At 70.9% G+C, this 17,721-nt stretch carries 15 protein-coding genes; 8 read left to right on the top strand and 7 right to left on the bottom strand.

What is annotated here, in order from left to right:
- Positions 1-125: 125 nt before the first annotated feature.
- The 3 genes from IE242_RS31635 to IE242_RS31625 all read right to left on the bottom strand — a co-directional run bounded on the left by IE242_RS31635 (position 126) and on the right by IE242_RS31625 (position 3,103).
- Positions 126-1,448, bottom strand: coding sequence for a 7-cyano-7-deazaguanine synthase (locus IE242_RS31635; RefSeq protein ID WP_189865488.1), 1,323 nt, complete (start codon positions 1,446-1,448; stop codon positions 126-128).
- Positions 1,445-2,212 (bottom strand): hypothetical protein, encoded by a 768-nt coding sequence (locus IE242_RS31630; RefSeq protein ID WP_189865485.1) that lies wholly within the window; start codon positions 2,210-2,212, stop codon positions 1,445-1,447. The genes IE242_RS31635 and IE242_RS31630 overlap by 4 nt, the downstream gene beginning before the upstream one ends.
- A gap of 468 nt (positions 2,213-2,680) precedes the next feature.
- Positions 2,681-3,103, bottom strand: a complete 423-nt coding sequence (locus tag IE242_RS31625; RefSeq protein WP_189865483.1) for a YjbQ family protein — start codon at positions 3,101-3,103, stop codon at positions 2,681-2,683.
- A 128-nt stretch (positions 3,104-3,231) separates the two neighbouring features.
- Here IE242_RS31625 and IE242_RS31620 point away from each other — a divergent pair, with 128 nt between their 5' ends.
- The gene (locus IE242_RS31620; RefSeq protein WP_229859699.1) at positions 3,232-4,329 is read left to right on the top strand and encodes an NAD(P)-binding domain-containing protein; all 1,098 of its coding nucleotides are present in this window, start codon (positions 3,232-3,234) and stop codon (positions 4,327-4,329) included.
- Between the two features lies 1 nt (position 4,330).
- Here the strand turns inward: IE242_RS31620 and mltG are convergent, their stop codons facing one another.
- Both mltG and IE242_RS31610 read right to left on the bottom strand, forming a co-directional pair.
- Positions 4,331-5,212: an endolytic transglycosylase MltG gene (gene mltG / locus IE242_RS31615; protein ID WP_189865481.1), complete on the bottom strand. Its 882-nt coding sequence runs from the start codon at positions 5,210-5,212 to the stop codon at positions 4,331-4,333.
- Positions 5,213-5,255: 43 nt separating this feature from the next.
- Complete coding sequence (locus IE242_RS31610) at positions 5,256-7,058, bottom strand: ABC transporter ATP-binding protein (RefSeq protein WP_189865479.1); 1,803 nt, start codon at positions 7,056-7,058, stop codon at positions 5,256-5,258.
- Between the two features lie 160 nt (positions 7,059-7,218).
- On the opposite strand from IE242_RS31610, the gene IE242_RS31605 reads away from it, so the two are divergent.
- A complete protein-coding gene (locus IE242_RS31605) occupies positions 7,219-7,725 on the top strand; it encodes a MarR family winged helix-turn-helix transcriptional regulator (protein WP_189865477.1) in 507 nt (168 codons plus the stop codon).
- Between the two features lie 93 nt (positions 7,726-7,818).
- Here the strand turns inward: IE242_RS31605 and IE242_RS31600 are convergent, their stop codons facing one another.
- Positions 7,819-8,571, bottom strand: coding sequence for a hypothetical protein (locus tag IE242_RS31600; protein WP_189865475.1), 753 nt, complete (start codon positions 8,569-8,571; stop codon positions 7,819-7,821).
- 375 nt (positions 8,572-8,946) lie between these two features.
- Here IE242_RS31600 and IE242_RS31595 point away from each other — a divergent pair, with 375 nt between their 5' ends.
- The 4 genes from IE242_RS31595 to IE242_RS31580 all read left to right on the top strand — a co-directional run bounded on the left by IE242_RS31595 (position 8,947) and on the right by IE242_RS31580 (position 13,508).
- The gene (locus IE242_RS31595) at positions 8,947-10,818 is read left to right on the top strand and encodes an ABC transporter transmembrane domain-containing protein (protein ID WP_189865473.1); all 1,872 of its coding nucleotides are present in this window, start codon (positions 8,947-8,949) and stop codon (positions 10,816-10,818) included.
- On the top strand, positions 10,815-12,596 hold the full coding sequence (locus tag IE242_RS31590) for an ABC transporter ATP-binding protein (protein WP_189865471.1): 1,782 nt from the start codon (positions 10,815-10,817) through the stop codon (positions 12,594-12,596). The genes IE242_RS31595 and IE242_RS31590 overlap by 4 nt, the downstream gene beginning before the upstream one ends.
- A gap of 137 nt (positions 12,597-12,733) precedes the next feature.
- Positions 12,734-13,210: a DUF5709 domain-containing protein gene (locus tag IE242_RS31585; RefSeq protein ID WP_189865468.1), complete on the top strand. Its 477-nt coding sequence runs from the start codon at positions 12,734-12,736 to the stop codon at positions 13,208-13,210.
- A 28-nt stretch (positions 13,211-13,238) separates the two neighbouring features.
- Positions 13,239-13,508 carry a type B 50S ribosomal protein L31 gene (locus IE242_RS31580; protein ID WP_189865466.1) on the top strand — a complete coding sequence of 90 codons (270 nt, stop codon included), beginning with the start codon at positions 13,239-13,241 and terminating at the stop codon, positions 13,506-13,508.
- Positions 13,509-13,555: 47 nt separating this feature from the next.
- Here IE242_RS31580 and IE242_RS31575 read toward each other — a convergent pair whose 3' ends face one another.
- On the bottom strand, positions 13,556-14,350 hold the full coding sequence (locus IE242_RS31575) for a metal-dependent hydrolase (RefSeq protein WP_189865464.1): 795 nt from the start codon (positions 14,348-14,350) through the stop codon (positions 13,556-13,558).
- Positions 14,351-14,495: 145 nt separating this feature from the next.
- On the opposite strand from IE242_RS31575, the gene IE242_RS31570 reads away from it, so the two are divergent.
- Together IE242_RS31570 and IE242_RS31565 are read left to right on the top strand one after the other, a co-directional pair.
- On the top strand, positions 14,496-17,009 hold the full coding sequence (locus IE242_RS31570) for a DEAD/DEAH box helicase (RefSeq protein ID WP_189865462.1): 2,514 nt from the start codon (positions 14,496-14,498) through the stop codon (positions 17,007-17,009).
- A gap of 19 nt (positions 17,010-17,028) precedes the next feature.
- Positions 17,029-17,721 (top strand): acyl-CoA thioesterase (locus IE242_RS31565; protein WP_229859697.1); only part of this gene is annotated, 693 nt, incomplete at its 3' end.

Here is a 17,721-nt window from a genome sequence, read left to right as displayed (position 1 = left end):
GCCTCGAGGCATGTCAACCGCACGCAGGAAGGCCCCAGCAGGCTGCCCCGCCGCAGCCGTCACCGACGGAGTCACGGGTACCGGCCCATGACCACCAAGGTGGACTGGTGCGAAATCATTGTCGCCTACGCCGCGTCAGCGGCTCCTGCCGGATCCGAGAATCGAAGCAGCCGGGCCAGTTCCTTCCGCCCGCGTCCGATCAGATCGAACACCATGGCTGGGTCCGAGTCCGGTGGCAGCGGGGTGTCGGTGAGGACGTCCGTAAGGGTGTACCGGCCGAGCAGCCACCGCTGTAGTGCGCGCCAGTCGGTGCCCCGGTCGGGGTGCAGGTCGCCCGCCCATGGCAGTGCCTCGTACCGGGTGTCGTCGGTGCCGTTTGCGTGAAGTAGCCCGGAGCGGCGCACCAGGCACGGGAAGCAAACTCCGCAGTTCGCGATGGGAGGGCCGCCACTGCGGCGGGCGGGCGGCTTGCCGCAGCTCAGGGTGGATTCCAGGTCGGACGGGGTAAGGCCCACGTCACGGCCGGCCTTGCACACCTCGCCTTTGGTCAGCTGCGCTAGTGGGTTGACCACCTGTACCGCGCTGCCGGCGTCACCCACGGCGGCTATCAGGGCGTTCAGACGGTTCAGCGTCCAAGGGTGCACGGAACGGGTGGAGCAGGCGGCCGAACGTGCAGGCGTCAGCGGCGGGTTGATGGCGAGCTGGCCATTCTCAGGGATGTGGACGGTGTCCACTCCGTGCGCGGCTGCGGCGCGGATCGCACCGGCCGAGTACAGCAGACCGCGGGTGCGGGAGGAGGTCTCCAGCCGCAGACCGGAGCCGTCGCCCGCCGGGGTCTGACTCATCGGGAGCAGCATGACCGGCCGTGGTCCGTCCAGTCGCTCGACGGCCTTGTACACCCGCTGTTGGAGACGCAGCAGGCCGATCTCGCGGAACATCACGAGCAGCAACGGCCGGGGATCGTCGGCGCGCGAGCGTGTGGCGGCCCAGCTGAGGGAGTCCAGTCCACCGGAGAACAGCGCGACTTCCGAGGCCCGCGGGTCGTCGGGGAAAAGCATCGCTTCCTCGACCTGAGAACCGGTGAGGGGGCGGAAGTCCACAGTCCAGAGGTCCCCGGTGAGGGTCTGGAGTAGCGCGGTGAGGTGGGTACGGACGGTTGCGCTCTGCCACCGCTCGTGTTCCGTGACGGGCACGTCGAGGCTGATACGGCGGGTCCAGCGGTCCCGGACGCCGGTCCGGCGTACGTACTTGTCGGCGATGAACGCGGCTCTGGCGACGCGGAACAGGTCCTCGGCCCAGTCGGGAACCGGACCGGGCAGATGATGCCGGCCGATGACACGGCGCTCCTTCTCTTGGAAGGCTTCCTCGCCTATCTCCGTCCAGCGGCCACCGCGCGGCCGGTCTCCGCGGTGGCCGCGCCACCACAGGGAATAGTCATGACCGGTCATGCCGCGACCTCACTCTCTCCGGTGACTTCATCGGTGATCAGGCCGAGTGCCTTGCCGACCGCCTTCGGTACCAGTGACTCGGCGATCCTGGGCAGAGCGGCCAACGGATCCTGCGCGGTGTCCGCGGCCTGCGCGAGATCCGTCGCTTCGGCGGACTCCTCGCAGGGATTCGGCACCAGGCCTACGACGGTCTCCGCGACCCAGTCGGCGATCCTGTCTTCCGGATCAGTCGCGATAAGCACCGGCACGGCCACTTTGACGTGCTCAGCAACAACGGACCGGAGGAACTCCCCCACCGTGTCGGCGAAGAACAGCTGGTAAAGATCGCACAGTATGTCCCAGGCGAAGCCGCCACCCGCGGCACCCCCGTCCATGGCGTCGTCCAGCTCGGGATGCATGTTCCGGATATCGCGGACCGCGGCGGCCAACCCCCTACGCACCGCGGCGTCGGCGAGTGTGCCACCGTCTCCACCGACCTCCGAGACGAGACGTGCGACGAGCGCGTCTGCTGACTCCGCGCCTTCGGCGGCCAGCGAGCCCAAGGCATCGGCGAGCCGTTCACCGGCCGCACAAGCTGTGTCGTACAGCCCGAAGGCCGATCGATCGACACGGAGAGTCTCGTGCAACGCACGCAGATAGTCCGCGGCGATTTCTTCCAGCCGCTGATCCGCGTTCCGCGAGCCGTCTCGCCAGCGCGCCAGTCGCCTCGCGACGGAGCTCCACCGGTCGCCGTTCGGTCCCTTCCATCGCGTGGATGTCCCCACAGCGCCCCCATCCCGGTTGTGTCGCAACCCGGTCTTTCAGCCATGGCATCAGACCGGACGTTCCCCAGGTAGGGCAGGACTCGGCCAGGGCGGCGCGCACGGGCCCGGCGGCCAGCCAGCCAGGAATATAACCTTCTGTGACACACACGCCTGGGACTGTGAGCAGACGTAGCACTGGGTCACGACGATCGTGCAGGTCCCGGTGCAGGCCAACTCAGAGGCTGGCGAAATTGGTCCTTGCGCCGTTCGGCTCTCGGTTCGTGCCTGCTACGGATCACCAGGCCGGCGTCGCATGGCTCAGCAAAGGGTCGGACCGCTCGCCACGGTTGGCCTGCGCGAACACGGCGCAAGGGGCGGACTCGGCAGCCGCTGACTGAGTCCCGCTGGGAGCCAGCCCACTCCCCCTACCCGCGGACCGCGAGGTATTCGGTACGGCCGGGTTTCGACGCTACAGTTCCATCACACGCATCAACCGAGGAAGCTCAGCCTCACCTGCCGGTTGACATTGTCCTGATTGGTATCCACGAGGCACACCGACTGCCAGGTGCCGAGCTCCAGCCTGCCGCCGATGACCGGCAGGGTCGCGTGGGGCGGGACGATCGCCGGGAGGACGTGGTCGCGGCCGTGCCCGGGGCTGCCGTGGCGGTGCTGCCAGCGGTCATCGGCGGGGAGCAGCGAGTGGAGGGCGGTCAGCAGGTCGTCGTCGCTGCCGGCGCCGGTCTCGATGAGGGCCACGCCGGCGGTCGCATGGGGGACGAAGACGTTGAGGAGGCCGTCCCGGCCGGCGGCCACCTCCCGCAGGAACGCCTCACAGTCGCGGGTGAGATCGACGACCGTCTCCTGAGAACCGGAGGCGACGTTCAGGACTCGAGTGGTGAAGGCATCGGACATGGCCCCATCCTCGCTCACCACGAGGGTTCCGGGCGGCAGCGACCACCCGGCGACGGCGTACGGTGCCGGTACTCGTACTCACGTGGAGCCCCGGGAAGATCCGCGCTCCCCCGCTGGTTGGTGCAAGCGTGAACAGCACCGCGATACGTACCGCGCCACGTGACGTCGAGGTCGTGGTGGTGGGCGCCGGCCAGGCCGGGCTGTCGGCCGCCCATCACCTGCGGCGCACCGGCTTCGAGCCGGAGCGTGACTTCGTGGTGCTCGACCACGCGCCCGGGCCGGGCGGCGCCTGGCAGTTCCGCTGGCCGTCGCTGACGTACGGCAAGGTGCACGGGATGCACGCGCTCCCGGGCATGGAGCTGACGGACGCGGACCCGGCACGCCCGTCCGCCGAGGTGATCACGGAGTACTTCGACCGGTACGAGCGGGCCTTCGGTCTGCGGGTGCGGCGGCCGGTCCATGTACGGGCGGTGGGCGAGGGTGAGGCGGGGCGGCTGCTGGTGGAGACGTCCGCCGGGACGTGGTCGACGCGGTCTCTGATCAACGCGACCGGCACCTGGGACCACCCGTTCTGGCCGCGCTACCCGGGCCAGGAGACCTTCCGCGGACGGCAGCTGCACACGGCCGGGTACGCCGGGCCGGAGGAGTTCGCGGGGCAGCGGGTGGTGGTCGTGGGTGGAGGCGCGTCCGGTACGCAGCATCTGCTGGAGATCGCCCCGTACGCCGCCGCGACCACCTGGGTGACCAGGCGTCCGCCTGTCTTCCGGGAGGGGCCCTTCGACGCGGAGGCGGGGCGGGCGGCCGTGGCGCTCGTGGAGGAGCGGGTACGGCGGGGACTGCCGCCGAGGAGTGTGGTGTCGGTGACGGGGCTGCCGCTGAACGACGCGATCCGCCGGGGGCTGGCGGAGGGCGTGCTGGACCGGCAGCCGATGTTCGACCGGATCACGCCGGACGGGGTGGAGTGGGACGCCCCGCGACGGCACGTCGACGCCGACGTCATCCTGTGGGCGACCGGCTTCCGGGCGGCCGTCGACCACCTGGCGCCCCTGCGGCTGCGCGAACCGGGCGGCGGCATCCGCGTCGAGGGCACCCGCGCGGTCGCGGATCCCCGGGTGCATCTGGTGGGATACGGCCCCTCCGCCAGCACGATCGGCGCCAACCGGGCGGGCCGGGCGGCGGTACGGGACATCAGGTGCCTGCTGGCCGGTGAACCGCTCGCGGCGTGACTCACTTCGCCGGCTCGGGGCTCTCCTGCCGGCGCTCCCGATCACGGTCCCGCCGGCTCTCCTGGTGCTTGTTGAACTCGGCCACGTTCCGCTGATGTTCCGCGTAGTCGGCCGTGAAGCGGGTGTCGCCCTGCTTCACCGTGACGAAGTACAGCCAGTCGCCCGGCGTCGGCTGGAGCGCGGCCCGCATCGCCTGCTCGCCGGGATTGGCGATCGGTGTGGGCGGCAGCCCCATGCGCTGGTAGGAGTTGTAGGGGCTCTGAATCCGTGTGTCGCTCTCGCGGGTGTCCAGTGTGAAGCGGTTCAGCGCGTAGTTGAGAGTGGAGTCCATCTGCAGGGGCATACCGCGCTCGAGGCGGTTGTGGACGACCCGGGCCACCTTTCCCATGTCGGCCCTGGTCGCGGCCTCGGCCTGGACGATGCTCGCGATGGTCACCGCCTGGTAGACGTTCAGGGCGCTGCGCTGGGCCCCGGCCGTGACGTGGCCGCCGCCGAACCTCCGGTTCGCGGTGTCGACCATGGATGACAGCAGGGATTCGGGGGTCGTCCCCTCGTCGAGGGGATACGTCGCCGGGAAGAGATAGCCCTCGGGGTTGCCCTCGGCGTCGGCCGGCAGTTTCAGACGTGCCTTGCCCAGCGACTTCTTCGTGGTGCCCGGGGGCAGGGCGAGGGCCTTGTCGACGGCTTCGTAGACCTGGCCCGACCGCCAGCCCTCCGGGACGACCAATGAGGTCGGGCGCCTGTCCGCCGCGCCGTCGGTGCCGATGATCAGCAGGGGCACCGCCACGGCGGTGGCCGCCGCGACGGCCCCGGCCGCGATGAGGGCGGCCCGGCCCCGGCGCGTCAGTCGAATCGTGCTCCGTGGCGGAGTGTTCATCTCCATGCGGGCACGGTAACCCGCAAACCACAGCAAACTCTGCATATCTTCATCTTGTCGGCTCCAGTCGGGCGTCCCTCCGTACGAGCGAGGCATAGCGCCCGTTCCGCGCCAACAACTCGTCGTGCGTTCCTCGTTCGAGCGCGCGGCCGGAGTCGAGGACCACGATCTGGTCGGCACCCCGAATGGTGGACAGCCGATGGGCGATGGTGATCGTGGTGCGGTCGGCCGAGAGCGCGTCGATGGCCTCCTGCACGGCGTGCTCGGTACGGGTGTCCAGGGCGCTGGTGGCCTCGTCGAGGATGAGCACGGGCGGGTCGCGCAGGATGGTGCGGGCGATGGCGAGCCGCTGCTTCTCCCCGCCGGAGAAACGGTGGCCACGCTCGCCGACGACCGTGTCGTAGCCGTCGGGCAGGGACATGATGTGGTCGTGGATCTGGGCCGCCCGCGCCGCCGCGTGCAGCTCCTCGTCGGTGGCGTCCGGCTTGGCGAAGCGCAGGTTGTCGGCGACGGTCGCGTGGAAGAGGTACGTCTCCTGGGAGACGACGCCGATCGCGCGCGCGAGCGTGTCGAAGTCCAGGTCGCGCACGTCCACGCCGTCGAGCGTGACGCGGCCGCCCGTGACGTCGTACAGCCGCGGCACCAGGTAGCCGAGCGTGGACTTGCCCGCGCCGGTGGGCCCGACGACGGCGAGGCTGCCGCCCGCGGGGACGGTGATGTCGATGCCGTCGAGCACCGGGCCGCCCTTCCCGTCGTACCGGAAGGCGACCTTCTCGAAGCGGACCTCGCCCTTGACCTGGCCGAGCCGGACCGGGCGCTCGGGCTCGGTGATGTCGACGGGCAGGTCGAGGTACTCGAAGATGCGCTGGAAGAGGGCGAGCGAGGTCTGTATCTGGACGCCGGTGGACAGCAGGCTGACGGTGGGGCGGAACAGGCCCTGCTGGAGCGAGACGAACGCGACGAGGGTGCCGATCGAGACGGAGGGGCCGCCGAACCGGAGCGTCACCCCCGCGGTCCAGTAGATGACCGCGGGCATGGCGGCCATGACGACCGTGATGACGGCCATGCGCCAGCGGCCCGCCATGTTGGACCGCACCTCGAGGTCGACCAGCCCTTCGGACTCGTCGGCGAAGGACTTCGTCAGCGAGTCGGCGCGGCCCATCGTGCGGCCGAGGAGGATGCCGCTGACGGAGAGCGACTCGGTGACGGTGGCGGCCATGGCGGCCATCTGCTTCTGGCGCTCGGTGGTGATCTTCTTGCGTTCGTCGCCGACGCGGCGGCTGATCCACACGAACAGCGGCAGCAGGAGCAGCGTGACCACCGTCAGCCGCCAGTCCAGGGCGATCATCGCGACGATCGTGGCGACGACGCTGGTCAGGTTGGAGACCAGGGAGGTGGCGGTCGAGGTGACGGTCGCCTGCATGCCGCCGATGTCGTTGGCGATGCGCGACTGGACCTCACCGGTGCGGGTCCGGGTGAAGAAGGCGAGCGACATGCGCTGCAGCCGGGCGTACACGGCGGTGCGCAGGTCGTGCATGACGCGCTGGCCGACCGTCGTGGAGATCAGTGTCTGCAGCACGCCGAAGACACTGTTGAGGACCGCGCCGAGGATCATGCCCAGCGCGAGCAGGCTCAGCAGGCCGGTGCGGCCCTGCGGGATCGCGGTGTCGAGGATCTCCTTGAGCAGGAAGGGCGTGGCGACCGAGACCAGCGACGCGGCTCCGACGAGCAGGCCGACGACGGCGAGACGGCCGCGGTAGGGGCGGAACAGCCTCAGGATGCGGCGCACCTGCCGGGGCCGGCCGGGCTCGGCGGGCGGCGGTGTCCAGGCGGGGGGTCGGTCGGGATGCATGGGCTCCTACGGGAGTCGGAGGTCAACAGCTCCTGCCCGCGCGGACAGGACGTCAGAACGCATGTAGGCACATAGGCGTATATACAAACAGGACGACTGCTGGAGCATAGCTCATTGTTACCTATACTCACAATGAACGGCGTCCTGATATTGTTCCCGCATGACCTCTCCCGACGCCGACGGCCTGCTCGCGGAGCAGCTGCTGCGGCTGACCCGGCGCGTGCACCGTATTCAGAAACGCCATCTGGAGCGGTGCGGACTGGGCATCACGCCGGCGCAGTCCCGACTGTTGCGCACCCTCGCGCACTACGGTTCGCCGCCCCGCATGGCCGACCTCGCCGAGCGGCTGGAGGTGGTGCCCCGGGCCGTGACGACCCTGGTCGACGGGCTGGAGGCGAGCGGGCGGGTGCGCCGGGTGCCCGATCCCACCAACCGTCGCGTCATCCGTATCGAGGTCACGGACGAAGGACGCGCGGCCCTGCGGGAACTGCGCCGGGCGCGTCGGACGGCGGCCGAGGAGATCCTCGCCCCGCTGACGGACGAGCAGCGCACGGTACTGGGCGGATTGCTGGACACGCTGATCGACGGGATACCGCCGGAGGCGATGGGCGCGGACGTGAGCGCGGCCCATCATGCGACGCATCGCGCACCGCACGGCGACGGCTGAAGCGGAGCGGGCCGTCAGGCCTTCATGGACGGTGACAGTTCCAGGCTTTCAGGCATTTCGGGCCTGCGGCCTTCATGCCTTCAGGCCTTCCCTTCATGCCTTCAGGTCCGCCCTGTCCCCCATCACGATCACTGGATGCAGCTCGGGGTCGAGCGTGCGCAGCAGGTACTCCATGCCGGACTTGGACAGGCTCACGCACGCGGACGTCCCGCTGCCGTGGTCCATGTGCAGCCAGATGCTGCCGCCCTTGGACTGGCCCTGCGGACGGGTCGGGTCGTTCGGCGAGGTGCCCTTCACACGGTTGTAGTCGATGGCGATGACGTAGTCGAAGTCGTGCCAGTGGGACTTCGCCCAGTAGCGGGGGGCCTGGAAGGAGGCGGATCGGGTGTACGGGAGCTCCGAGCCGGGGTCGGCCAGGACGCCGCCCGCGTCACTGAGTGTGAACACACCGACGGGGCTGCGGTTGTCGCCCTCGCGGTGGTCCGTCGTCCAGCCCTTCTTGCCGTTGTGCCCCTGCCAGCTGCGGGTCCGGTTCCAGGAGGAGCCCTTCTTGGTGTAGAGGACGATGGTTGAGTCCGCGTCGTCCCTGCCCTCGCCGTAGACGGCCACGACCTGGCGGGAGTTGCCGGGGATGCGCTTACGGAGGCGGTCGCCGACACCGGGGATGCGCTCGGTGCCGGCCGAGCCGGCCTTGGCCCGGCCGGCCGTCCCGCCGGCGCCCGTCTGAACCTTCGTTCCGCTTCCGCCGTCCGAACCGCCGCATCCGGCCAGGGACATCACCAGGACGCCGCAGGCCACTGCCGCGACCCGTGCGCGCATCGCACCGCTCGCACCGCCTATTCGCATGCGCTCCATCGTCGCACCACACACCGGCGCGGTGCCCCGTGCCCCGGGCGCCCCGGCCCGTGCACGGTCGATCCGGGCCGAATCTTTGCCTCATCACGGAAAACCGTTTGCCTCCGGCGACACGCTGACGGAACCTTGCACGGTTTGCTGCCGACTTCCGCGGGTCGGGCTGCTCCCGGCCCTCGCGGGTCGGGCTGCTCCCGGCCCCCGGGGCCGACGACGGTCCGGTCAGGCGCGGGTGGCTCCCAGGAGCCGGTCCGCGGCTGTACCGGCTCGCACCTCATGGTCCTTCCTCCGTCCTTCCGCCCTCCTTCATCCTCCTCCGCCCCTCCTTCCACCCACTTTCCGCCCCTCGATACGAGTCACTGGGACGTCATGCAGATCCAAGACCTTCCGTATCCCGACCCGGGTGTGCCGGACGCACGCTCGGGGCCCCGCTTCCTGTGGTGGCTCTTCCGGAACCAGCTCGGCGGGCAGCTGAGGTCGCTCGCCTGGGGACTGCTGCACTTCGTGGCCGTGTGCGGGCTGCCGTTCTGTGTCGGCCTCGCCGTGCAGGCCGTCGTCGAGCGCTCCGGAGCCGGACTCGCCCTCGCGGGTGGCCTGATGGCGGTGTGCGGCGCCGGGATCGCGCTGGGCGACACCTTCCTGCACCGTGCCGCGGTCACCAACTGGATCACCGCCGCCGCGCGCGTCCAGCAGCTACTGGCCCGCAAGACCGCCCGGTTGGGCTCGGCGCTGACCCGGCGCGTGGCCGCCGGCGAGGTCGTCGCGGTCTCCACCGGTGACGTGGAGAAGATCGGCTGGTTCGTGGAGGCGGTGTCACGGTTCACCGCGGCCGCGCTCACCGTCGTGGTGGTCTGCGTCGGCCTGCTCGTCTACCAGCCGACCCTCGGGACCGTCGTCGCCGTCGGCGTACCGGCTCTGGCCCTCGCCGTCCTGCCACTGCTGCCCAGGGCGACCCGGCGCGCCGACGTCCAGCGCGAGAAGGCGGGCCGGGCCACCGAACTCGCCGCCGACACCGTCGCCGGGCTGCGCGTCCTGCGCGGCATCGGCGGTGAGGAGCTGTTCCTGAGGCGTTACCGCCGGGCCTCGCAGGAGGTGCGCCACGCGGCCGTGCGCAGTGCCCGGATGTGGGCGCTCATCGCGGCGATCCAGGTCCTGCTGCCGGGACTGCTCATGATCTCGGTCGTCTGGTACGGCGTGCAGCTCGCCCGCGAAGGCCGCATCGCGGTCGGTGAACTGGTCACCGTGTACAGCTCCGTGATGCTGCTGACCTATCCGCTGCGGCACTTCGAGGAGATAGCCATGGCGTACTCCTTCTCGCGGCCGTCGGCCAGGCGGGCCGCCCGGGTGCTGTCGCTGGAGCGGGCCACGGACACCGAAGGAACACGCGAGGCCGTCGTACCCGCCGGGGATCTGTACGACCCGGCGACCGGGCTGCTCGCGCCCGCCGGCCGTCTCACCGCCGTGGTGTGCGGCGATCCGGACGAGGCGGGGCGGCTGGCGGAGCGGCTGGGCGGACACCCGGCCGAGGAGGGCACCTCGGTACTGCTCGGCGGCGTCCCGCTCGACGAACTGCCGATCGGCTGCGCCCGCACGGCCGTCCTGGTGCAGGACAAGGACCCGGTGCTGCTCTCGGGGTCGCTGCGCGAGCTGCTCGACGTGCCCGCCTCGGGTGCCGTCAGTGCCGAGAGCGCACTGGCCGCCGCACAGTGCGGGGACGTCCTGGACTCGCTCGTCCAGGGTTCGCTCGACGCCGGCGATCCGATGGACGCGCGGATCACCGAACGCGGCCGCTCCCTGTCCGGCGGCCAGCGGCAGCGTCTCGCGCTCGCCCGGTCACTGCTCACGGATCCGGAGGTGCTCGTGCTGGACGAGCCGACGTCCGCCGTCGACTCGCACACCGAGGCCCGTATCGCCGAGGGGATCCGCTCGCTCCGGGCGGGCCGTACGACGGTCGTCCTCACCTCTTCGCCCCTGCTCCTGGACCGGGCGGAACGGGTCGTCCTGGTCCACGAGGGCGAGATCGCGGCGGTCGGTCTGCACCGCGAGCTGGTGCGCGCCGAACCCCGGTACCGGGCGGTCGTCACCCGCGAGACCGACGAGGAGACCGCCGCGCGGGGCGCCCGCGGCGACGGGGCCGCCGTACCCGGTGCGCTCACGGAGCTCGGAGAGCCGGAGAAGCCGATCGAGCTGGCCGGGCTCACAGACATCGAGAAGATGCACGAGATCGAGGAGACAGCATGATCGGCGTGGCGCCACCGGCCCACGACCCGGCCGCCCCGGCCACGGCGAGCACCCTGCCCGTCGGCGCGCCCGGCACCGTACGGGCCTACGTGGCCGAGCTGATACGGCGGCACAGACGGGCCTTCGTCCTGCTCATCACCGTCAACACCGTCGCCGTCATCGCCTCCATGGCCGGCCCCTACCTGCTCGGCGGGCTCGTCGAGCGCGTCTCCGACGGCGCCCGCGACCTGCGTCTGGAGCTCACCGCCGGGCTGTTCGTCGCCGCCCTCGCCGTGCAGGCCGTGTTCGTACGGCAGGTGCGGCTGCGCGGGGCCGTGCTCGGCGAGCGGATGCTGGCCGATCTGCGCGAGGACTTCCTCGTGCGGTCGGTGGGACTGCCGCCGGGCGTGCTGGAGCGGGCCGGGACGGGGGACCTGCTGTCCCGGATCACCACGGACATCGACCGGCTCGCCAACGCGATGCGCGAGGCCGTGCCGCAGCTCGCGATCGGCGTGGTGTGGGTGGCGCTGCTGCTCGGCGGGCTCGCCGTGACCGCGCCGCCGCTCGCGCCGGCCGTACTGGTGGCCCTGCCGCTGCTGGTGCTGGGCTGCCGCTGGTACTTCCGGCGCGCGCCCGCCGCCTACCGGTCGGAGGCCGCCGGGTACGCGGCCGTCGCCGCCGTCCTCGCCGAGACCGTGGACGCCGGCCGCACCGTCGAGGCGCACCGGCTGGGCGAGCGCCGGATCGAGCTGTCGGACCGGCGGGTCGAGGAGTGGACCGCGTGGGAGCGGTACACGCTGTGGCTGCGCTCGGTGCTGTTCCCGGTCATCAACATCACGCACGTGACGGTCCTGGGCTCGGTCCTGATGGTCGGCGGGGTGTTCGTGCTGCAGGGGTGGATCGGCGTCGGCCAGCTGACCACGGCCGCCCTCATCGCGCAGATGCTGGTCGACCCGGTGGGCCTGATCCTGCGCTGGTACGACGAGCTGCAGGTCGCCCAGGTGTCGCTGGCCCGGCTGGTGGGTGTACGGGACATCGAACCGCATGCGGGGGACCCCGCCGTGGCCCCCGACGGGCGTGACGTGCGCGCGGACGAGGTGCGCTTCGGCTACCGGCCCGACGTCGACGTACTGCGCGAGGTGACCCTGGGTGTCGCACCCGGCACCCGGCTCGCCCTCGTCGGCCCGTCCGGTGCGGGCAAGTCCACGCTGGGCCGGCTGCTCGCGGGCATCTACGGCCCCCGGAGCGGCCGGGTCACCCTGGGCGGTGCCGAGCTGTCCCGGATGCCCGCCGAGGACGTCCGTTCCCACGTGGCCCTCGTCAACCAGGAGCACCATGTCTTCGTGGGCTCCCTGCGGGACAATCTTCTGCTGGCCAGCACGGACGCGGCCGACGCCGAGCTGTGGGCGGCCCTCGGTGCGGTCGACGCGGACGGCTGGGCCAGGGCGCTGGACGACGGGCTGGACACCGAGGTCGGCTCGGGCGGGCTGGCGCTCACGCCGGCGCAGGCCCAGCAGATCGCGCTGGCCCGGCTGGTGCTGGCCGACCCGCACACGCTGGTCCTGGACGAGGCGACCTCGCTTCTCGACCCGCGGGCGGCCCGCAACCTGGAGCGCTCCCTCGCCCGGGTCCTCGACGGTCGCACCGTCGTCGCCATCGCCCACCGGCTGCACACCGCCCACGACGCCGACGTCATCGCCGTCGTGGAGAACGGCCGCATCAGCGAGCTGGGCAGCCATGACGAGCTGGTGGCCGCCGACGGCGCGTACGCGGCGCTGTGGCGGTCCTGGCACGGCTGACCGGGGAGATCCTGCCGGACACAGCCACCGGGGGCGTGCCCACCGGCCCGCCCCCGGGCACTGCCGTTGCATGAGCCCGAAATCCGGTGGAACGCTGGAGGGTGCACCGGTTCCACTCCACCGACGGGAGGCAGGCCGTGAACAGCGCCGCAGGATGGGGCGACGACGTCTACCAGCCCGACGCGTCCGAGATCCAGGACGACTCGGGACTGCTGGACGCCGAGGACACCCTGGAGGACGACGGGGTGGACAATCCGCTGGAGCGGGGCTACTCCCCGCCGGAGCGGCCGCTGGCCGTGGAGCACACCGGGGTGACGGCCGCGGAGCGTCGGCACGGCGAGACCCTGGACCAGCGGCTCGCCGAAGAGGTCCCGGACGTCTCACCATCCGACGGAGACGGCATCGGCGACTGTGCGGACACGGACGGCGAACCCCTGGACAACGAGGTGGGAGCCGTCCGCGCCGGCCGTCTCGTCGCCCCCGACGAAGGCGCGCACGAGGACGCGGAGAAGGATCTGGTCGCGACCGACGTGGGCATCGACGGCGCGGCCTCCTCGGCCGAGGAGGCCGCGGTGCACATCGTCGACGAGGACGCCCTGCCCCCGCCCGTCTGACGCCCGTCCCTCCAGCGAAGGAGCACCCATGCAGCAGGAGAAGCAGCCCGACTACCACCCGGTCGTCTTCCGCGACCGTGCCGCCGGATACGCCTTCCTCACTCGCTCGACCGCCACCAGCGACGCGACCATCGAGTGGGACGACGGTGAGACGTACCCCGTCGTGGACGTCGAGATCTCCTCGGAGAGCCATCCCTTCTACACCGGCAAGGCACGGACTGTGGACATGGAAGGACGGATCGCCCAGTTCGAGCGACGCTACGGCGGTCAGGGCGGCGACGGCGGAGGTACGGGCTGAGGCCACGCCGGGGATGCCGGGGTGTCGGCGAAGGCGTGCCCCGCGCCTCAGATCACGTTGAGCGCCACCGCCCCGCCCACTCCGCCGAGCACCATGAACACGGGCATCAGCACCTTCAGCTCGACCCAGCTGCCCGCGCGGAACCGCATGGCCTTCGGCGGGCCGACGGGGTACCAGCGCTTGCGGCCGACGGGTATCGGCCACAGGACCGGGCAGCCGGAGACCGTCAGCGCGTCGCCCAGGTCGTGCACCAGCGCGCCGAGGACGACCGGCAGTCCCAGCCACAGGTACTCCTGGCCGGGCGCCGTGAACAGCCAGTCGGAGCCCTGGCCCGGCTGGTCCAGGATGTCCGCGAGGATCCAGGCGCTGGTGGCGGCGAGCAGCCACACCAGGACGTCGCTGCTGGAGCCGCGGGCCGCCCGCCACAGCAGCCCTTCGATGGCGAGCACCATGTGTACGAAGAGGATGGCGAGCACCCCCCATCTGTCCACCGCGATCGCCGTCACGGAGCAGCCCGCGCCGATCAGCACCGCCCACAGCCAGGTGTGCGTCAGGGTGCGGTGGCCGCCGGAGCGTCTGGGGTCGCCCGGCTTCTTGGTCGCCTTGTAGACGGCGTACGACAGCTTGTCGACGATCTCGCACAGCCAGCGCGACACGGGCCCGAAAGACCGCGAGATGGTCGCCGCCTTGTGGTCCAGGTCCGGGGCCAGCGCGGCACCCGCGCAGATCAGCGCGCCGACCAGGAGGACCGGCCAGGGCATCGGGTGACCGGCCGCGGCGGCGGCCGCTCCGACGCCGAGCCAGGCCGCGGCCCCGGACAGTGAGTGTGCTGGTCCCATCATGGCCGCTTCCCGCCCCATTTCTCTTGTGCCGCTGTCCGGTTGACCGTGCGCGGTGACACTGCGTCGCCGCCTCAGCGTAACGTTCGTGATCTTCACCTCGGCAGCCGATTCCCGCATCGGGTGGGACGGCAGGCAAGATGGGGGCGTGACCCTCATCGATCAGTTGCCGCAGACCGCCGACCCGGACGCCCTCTACGAAGCCTTCGAGGCGTGGGCAGGGGATCGCGGCCTCACGCTCTATCCGCACCAGGAGGAGGCGCTGATCGAGGTGGTCTCCGGGTCGAACGTGATCGTCTCGACGCCCACCGGCTCCGGCAAGAGCATGATCGCCGCCGGTGCGCACTTCGCGGCGCTCGCCCGGGACGAGGTCACCTTCTACACGGCGCCGATCAAGGCGCTCGTCTCGGAGAAGTTCTTCGAGCTGTGCAAGCTGTTCGGCACCGAGAACGTCGGCATGCTCACCGGCGACGCCTCCGTGAACGCCGACGCACCCGTCATCTGCTGCACCGCCGAGGTGCTGGCGTCCATCGCGCTGCGGGACGGCAAGGACGCGGACGTCGGCCAGGTCGTGATGGACGAGTTCCACTTCTACGCGGAGGCGGACCGCGGCTGGGCGTGGCAGATCCCGATCCTGGAGCTGCCGCAGGCGCAGTTCGTGCTGATGTCGGCGACACTCGGCGACGTCTCGATGTTCGAGAAGGACCTCACCCGGCGCACGGGCCGCCCCACCGCCGTCGTCCGCTCGGCGACCCGGCCCGTCCCCCTCTCCTACGAGTACCGGGTCACGCCGCTCACGGAGACGCTCACCGAGCTGCTGGAGACCAAGCAGGCTCCCGTCTACATCGTGCACTTCACCCAGGCCCAGGCGGTGGAGCGGGCACAGGCGCTGATGAGCATCAACATGTGCACGCGCGAGGAGAAGGACAAGATCGCCGAGCTGATCGGCAACTTCCGCTTCACCACCAAGTTCGGCCGCAATCTGTCGCGCTACGTACGGCACGGAATCGGTGTCCACCACGCCGGCATGCTGCCCAAGTACCGGCGGCTGGTGGAGAAGCTGGCCCAGGCCGGCCTGCTGAAGGTCATCTGCGGCACGGACACCCTCGGCGTCGGCGTGAACGTGCCCATCCGCACCGTGCTGTTCACGGCGCTGACGAAGTACGACGGCAACCGGGTGCGCACCCTCCGCGCCCGTGAGTTCCACCAGATCGCGGGGCGTGCCGGACGCGCCGGCTTCGACACGGCCGGCTTCGTGGTGGCACAGGCTCCGGAACACGTCGTCGAGAACGAGAAGGCCCTTGCGAAGGCCGGCGACGACCCGAAGAAGCGCCGCAAGGTGGTCCGCAAGAAGGCGCCGGAGGGCTTCGTCGGGTGGACGGAGAACACCTTCGAGAAGCTGATCGCCTCCGAGCCCGAGCCGCTGACCTCCCGGTTCCGGGTGACGCACACGATGCTGCTGTCGGTGATCGCCCGCCCCGGCAACGCCTTCGAGGCCATGCGGCGGCTGCTGGAGGACAACCACGAGCCGCGCAAGCAGCAGCTGCGGCACATCCGCCGGGCGATCGCCATCTACCGTTCGCTCCTCGACGGCGGCATCGTGGAGAAGCTCGACGAGCCGGACGCCGAGGGCCGCATCGTGCGTCTGACGGTCGATCTCCAGCAGGACTTCGCGCTGAACCAGCCCCTGTCGACGTTCGCCCTGGCCGCGTTCGAGCTGCTGGACCCGGAGTCGCCCTCGTACGCCCTGGACATGGTGTCCGTGGTGGAGTCGACGCTGGACGATCCCCGGCAGATCCTCGCCGCCCAGCAGAACAAGGCGCGCGGCGAGGCCGTGGCCGCGATGAAGGCTGACGGCGTCGAGTACGAGGAGCGCATGGAGCGGCTCCAGGACATCAGCTACCCCAAGCCGCTGGAGGAGCTGCTCTTCCACGCGTACAACACGTACCGCAAGAGCCACCCCTGGGTCGGCGACCACCCGCTGTCGCCGAAGTCCGTCATCCGGGACATGTACGAACGGGCACTGTCCTTCACCGAGTTCGTCTCCTTCTACGAGCTCGCCCGCACCGAGGGCATCGTGCTGCGCTACCTGGCCAGCGCCTACAAGGCCCTGGAGCACACCGTTCCCGACGACCTGAAGTCGGACGACCTGGAGGACCTGATCGCCTGGCTCGGCGAGATGGTGCGCCAGGTCGACTCCAGCCTGCTGGACGAATGGGAGCAGCTCGCCAACCCGGAGGAGATGACCGCCGAGGAGGCCCAGGAGAAGGCCGACCAGGTCAAGCCGGTCACCGCCAACGCGCGCGCCTTCCGGGTCCTCGTCCGCAACGCCATGTTCCGCCGGGTGGAGCTCGCGGCGCTGGACCAGGTCGACGAGCTCGGCGAGATGGACGCCGAGTCCGGCTGGGACGCCGAGCGGTGGGGCGAGGCGATGGACCGGTACTGGGACGAGTACGAGGAACTGGGCACCGGTCCGGACGCCCGCGGCCCGCGGCTGCTGATGATCGAGGAGGAGCCGCAGAACGGACTGTGGCGCGTCCGCCAGACCTTCGCCGACCCGAACGGCGATCATGACTGGGGCATCAGCGCGGAGGTCGACCTCACGGCCTCCGACGCCGAGGGACGCGCCGTCGTCAAGGTCACCGACGTCGGCCAGCTGTGAGCACGGGAGAGACACGCACATGACGACCAATCCGGCCGAGAGACTCGTCGACCTGCTCGACCTGGAGCAGATCGAGGTGAACATCTTCCGCGGCCGCAGCCCGCAGGAGTCCCTCCAACGGGTCTTCGGCGGCCAGGTGGCGGGCCAGGCCCTGGTCGCCGCCGGGCGCACCACGGAGGGCGACCGGCCGGTGCACTCGCTGCACGCGTACTTCCTGCGGCCGGGCCGTCCCGGCGTGCCGATCGTGTACCAGGTCGAGCGGGTACGGGACGGGCGGTCGTTCACCACCCGGCGCGTCACCGCCGTGCAGCAGGGCCGCACGATCTTCAATCTGACCGCCTCCTTCCACAAGCCTGAACTGGGCAGTTTCGAGCACCAGCTGCCGCCGGCCCGCGAGGTGCCGGACCCCGAGTCGCTGCCGACGGTCGCGCAGGAGATCAAGGAGCATCTGGGCGCGCTCCCCGAGCAGCTGGAGCGCATGGCGCGGCGCCAGCCGTTCGACATCCGTTACGTGGACCGGCTGCGCTGGATCCCGGAGGAGATCGAGAACGCCGAGCCGCGCAGCGCGGTGTGGATGCGCGCGGTCGGACCGCTGGGCGACGACCCGCTCGTGCACACCTGCGCGCTGACGTACGCGAGCGACATGACCCTGCTGGACGCGGTCCGCATCCCGGTGGAGCCTCTGTGGGGTCCCCGTGGTTTCGACCTGGCG

The sequence above is a fragment of the Streptomyces poonensis genome (genome assembly GCF_014650915.1).
In the GTDB taxonomy this organism is placed as follows: Bacteria; Actinomycetota; Actinomycetes; order Streptomycetales; family Streptomycetaceae; genus Streptomyces; species Streptomyces poonensis.
This window is presented reverse-complemented; position numbering and strand designations above follow the sequence as displayed.

Coding starts and splice junctions, on each gene's coding strand:
- IE242_RS31635 (WP_189865488.1), bottom strand. CDS start 1,448: ATGACCGGTCATGACTATTCCCTGTGGTGGCGCGGCCACCGCGGAGAC.
- IE242_RS31625 (WP_189865483.1), bottom strand. CDS start 3,103: ATGTCCGATGCCTTCACCACTCGAGTCCTGAACGTCGCCTCCGGTTCT.
- mltG (WP_189865481.1), bottom strand. CDS start 5,212: ATGGAGATGAACACTCCGCCACGGAGCACGATTCGACTGACGCGCCGG.
- IE242_RS31610 (WP_189865479.1), bottom strand. CDS start 7,058: ATGCATCCCGACCGACCCCCCGCCTGGACACCGCCGCCCGCCGAGCCC.
- IE242_RS31605 (WP_189865477.1), top strand. CDS start 7,219: ATGACCTCTCCCGACGCCGACGGCCTGCTCGCGGAGCAGCTGCTGCGG.
- IE242_RS31600 (WP_189865475.1), bottom strand. CDS start 8,571: ATGCGAATAGGCGGTGCGAGCGGTGCGATGCGCGCACGGGTCGCGGCA.
- IE242_RS31595 (WP_189865473.1), top strand. CDS start 8,947: ATGCAGATCCAAGACCTTCCGTATCCCGACCCGGGTGTGCCGGACGCA.
- IE242_RS31590 (WP_189865471.1), top strand. CDS start 10,815: ATGATCGGCGTGGCGCCACCGGCCCACGACCCGGCCGCCCCGGCCACG.
- IE242_RS31580 (WP_189865466.1), top strand. CDS start 13,239: ATGCAGCAGGAGAAGCAGCCCGACTACCACCCGGTCGTCTTCCGCGAC.
- IE242_RS31575 (WP_189865464.1), bottom strand. CDS start 14,350: ATGATGGGACCAGCACACTCACTGTCCGGGGCCGCGGCCTGGCTCGGC.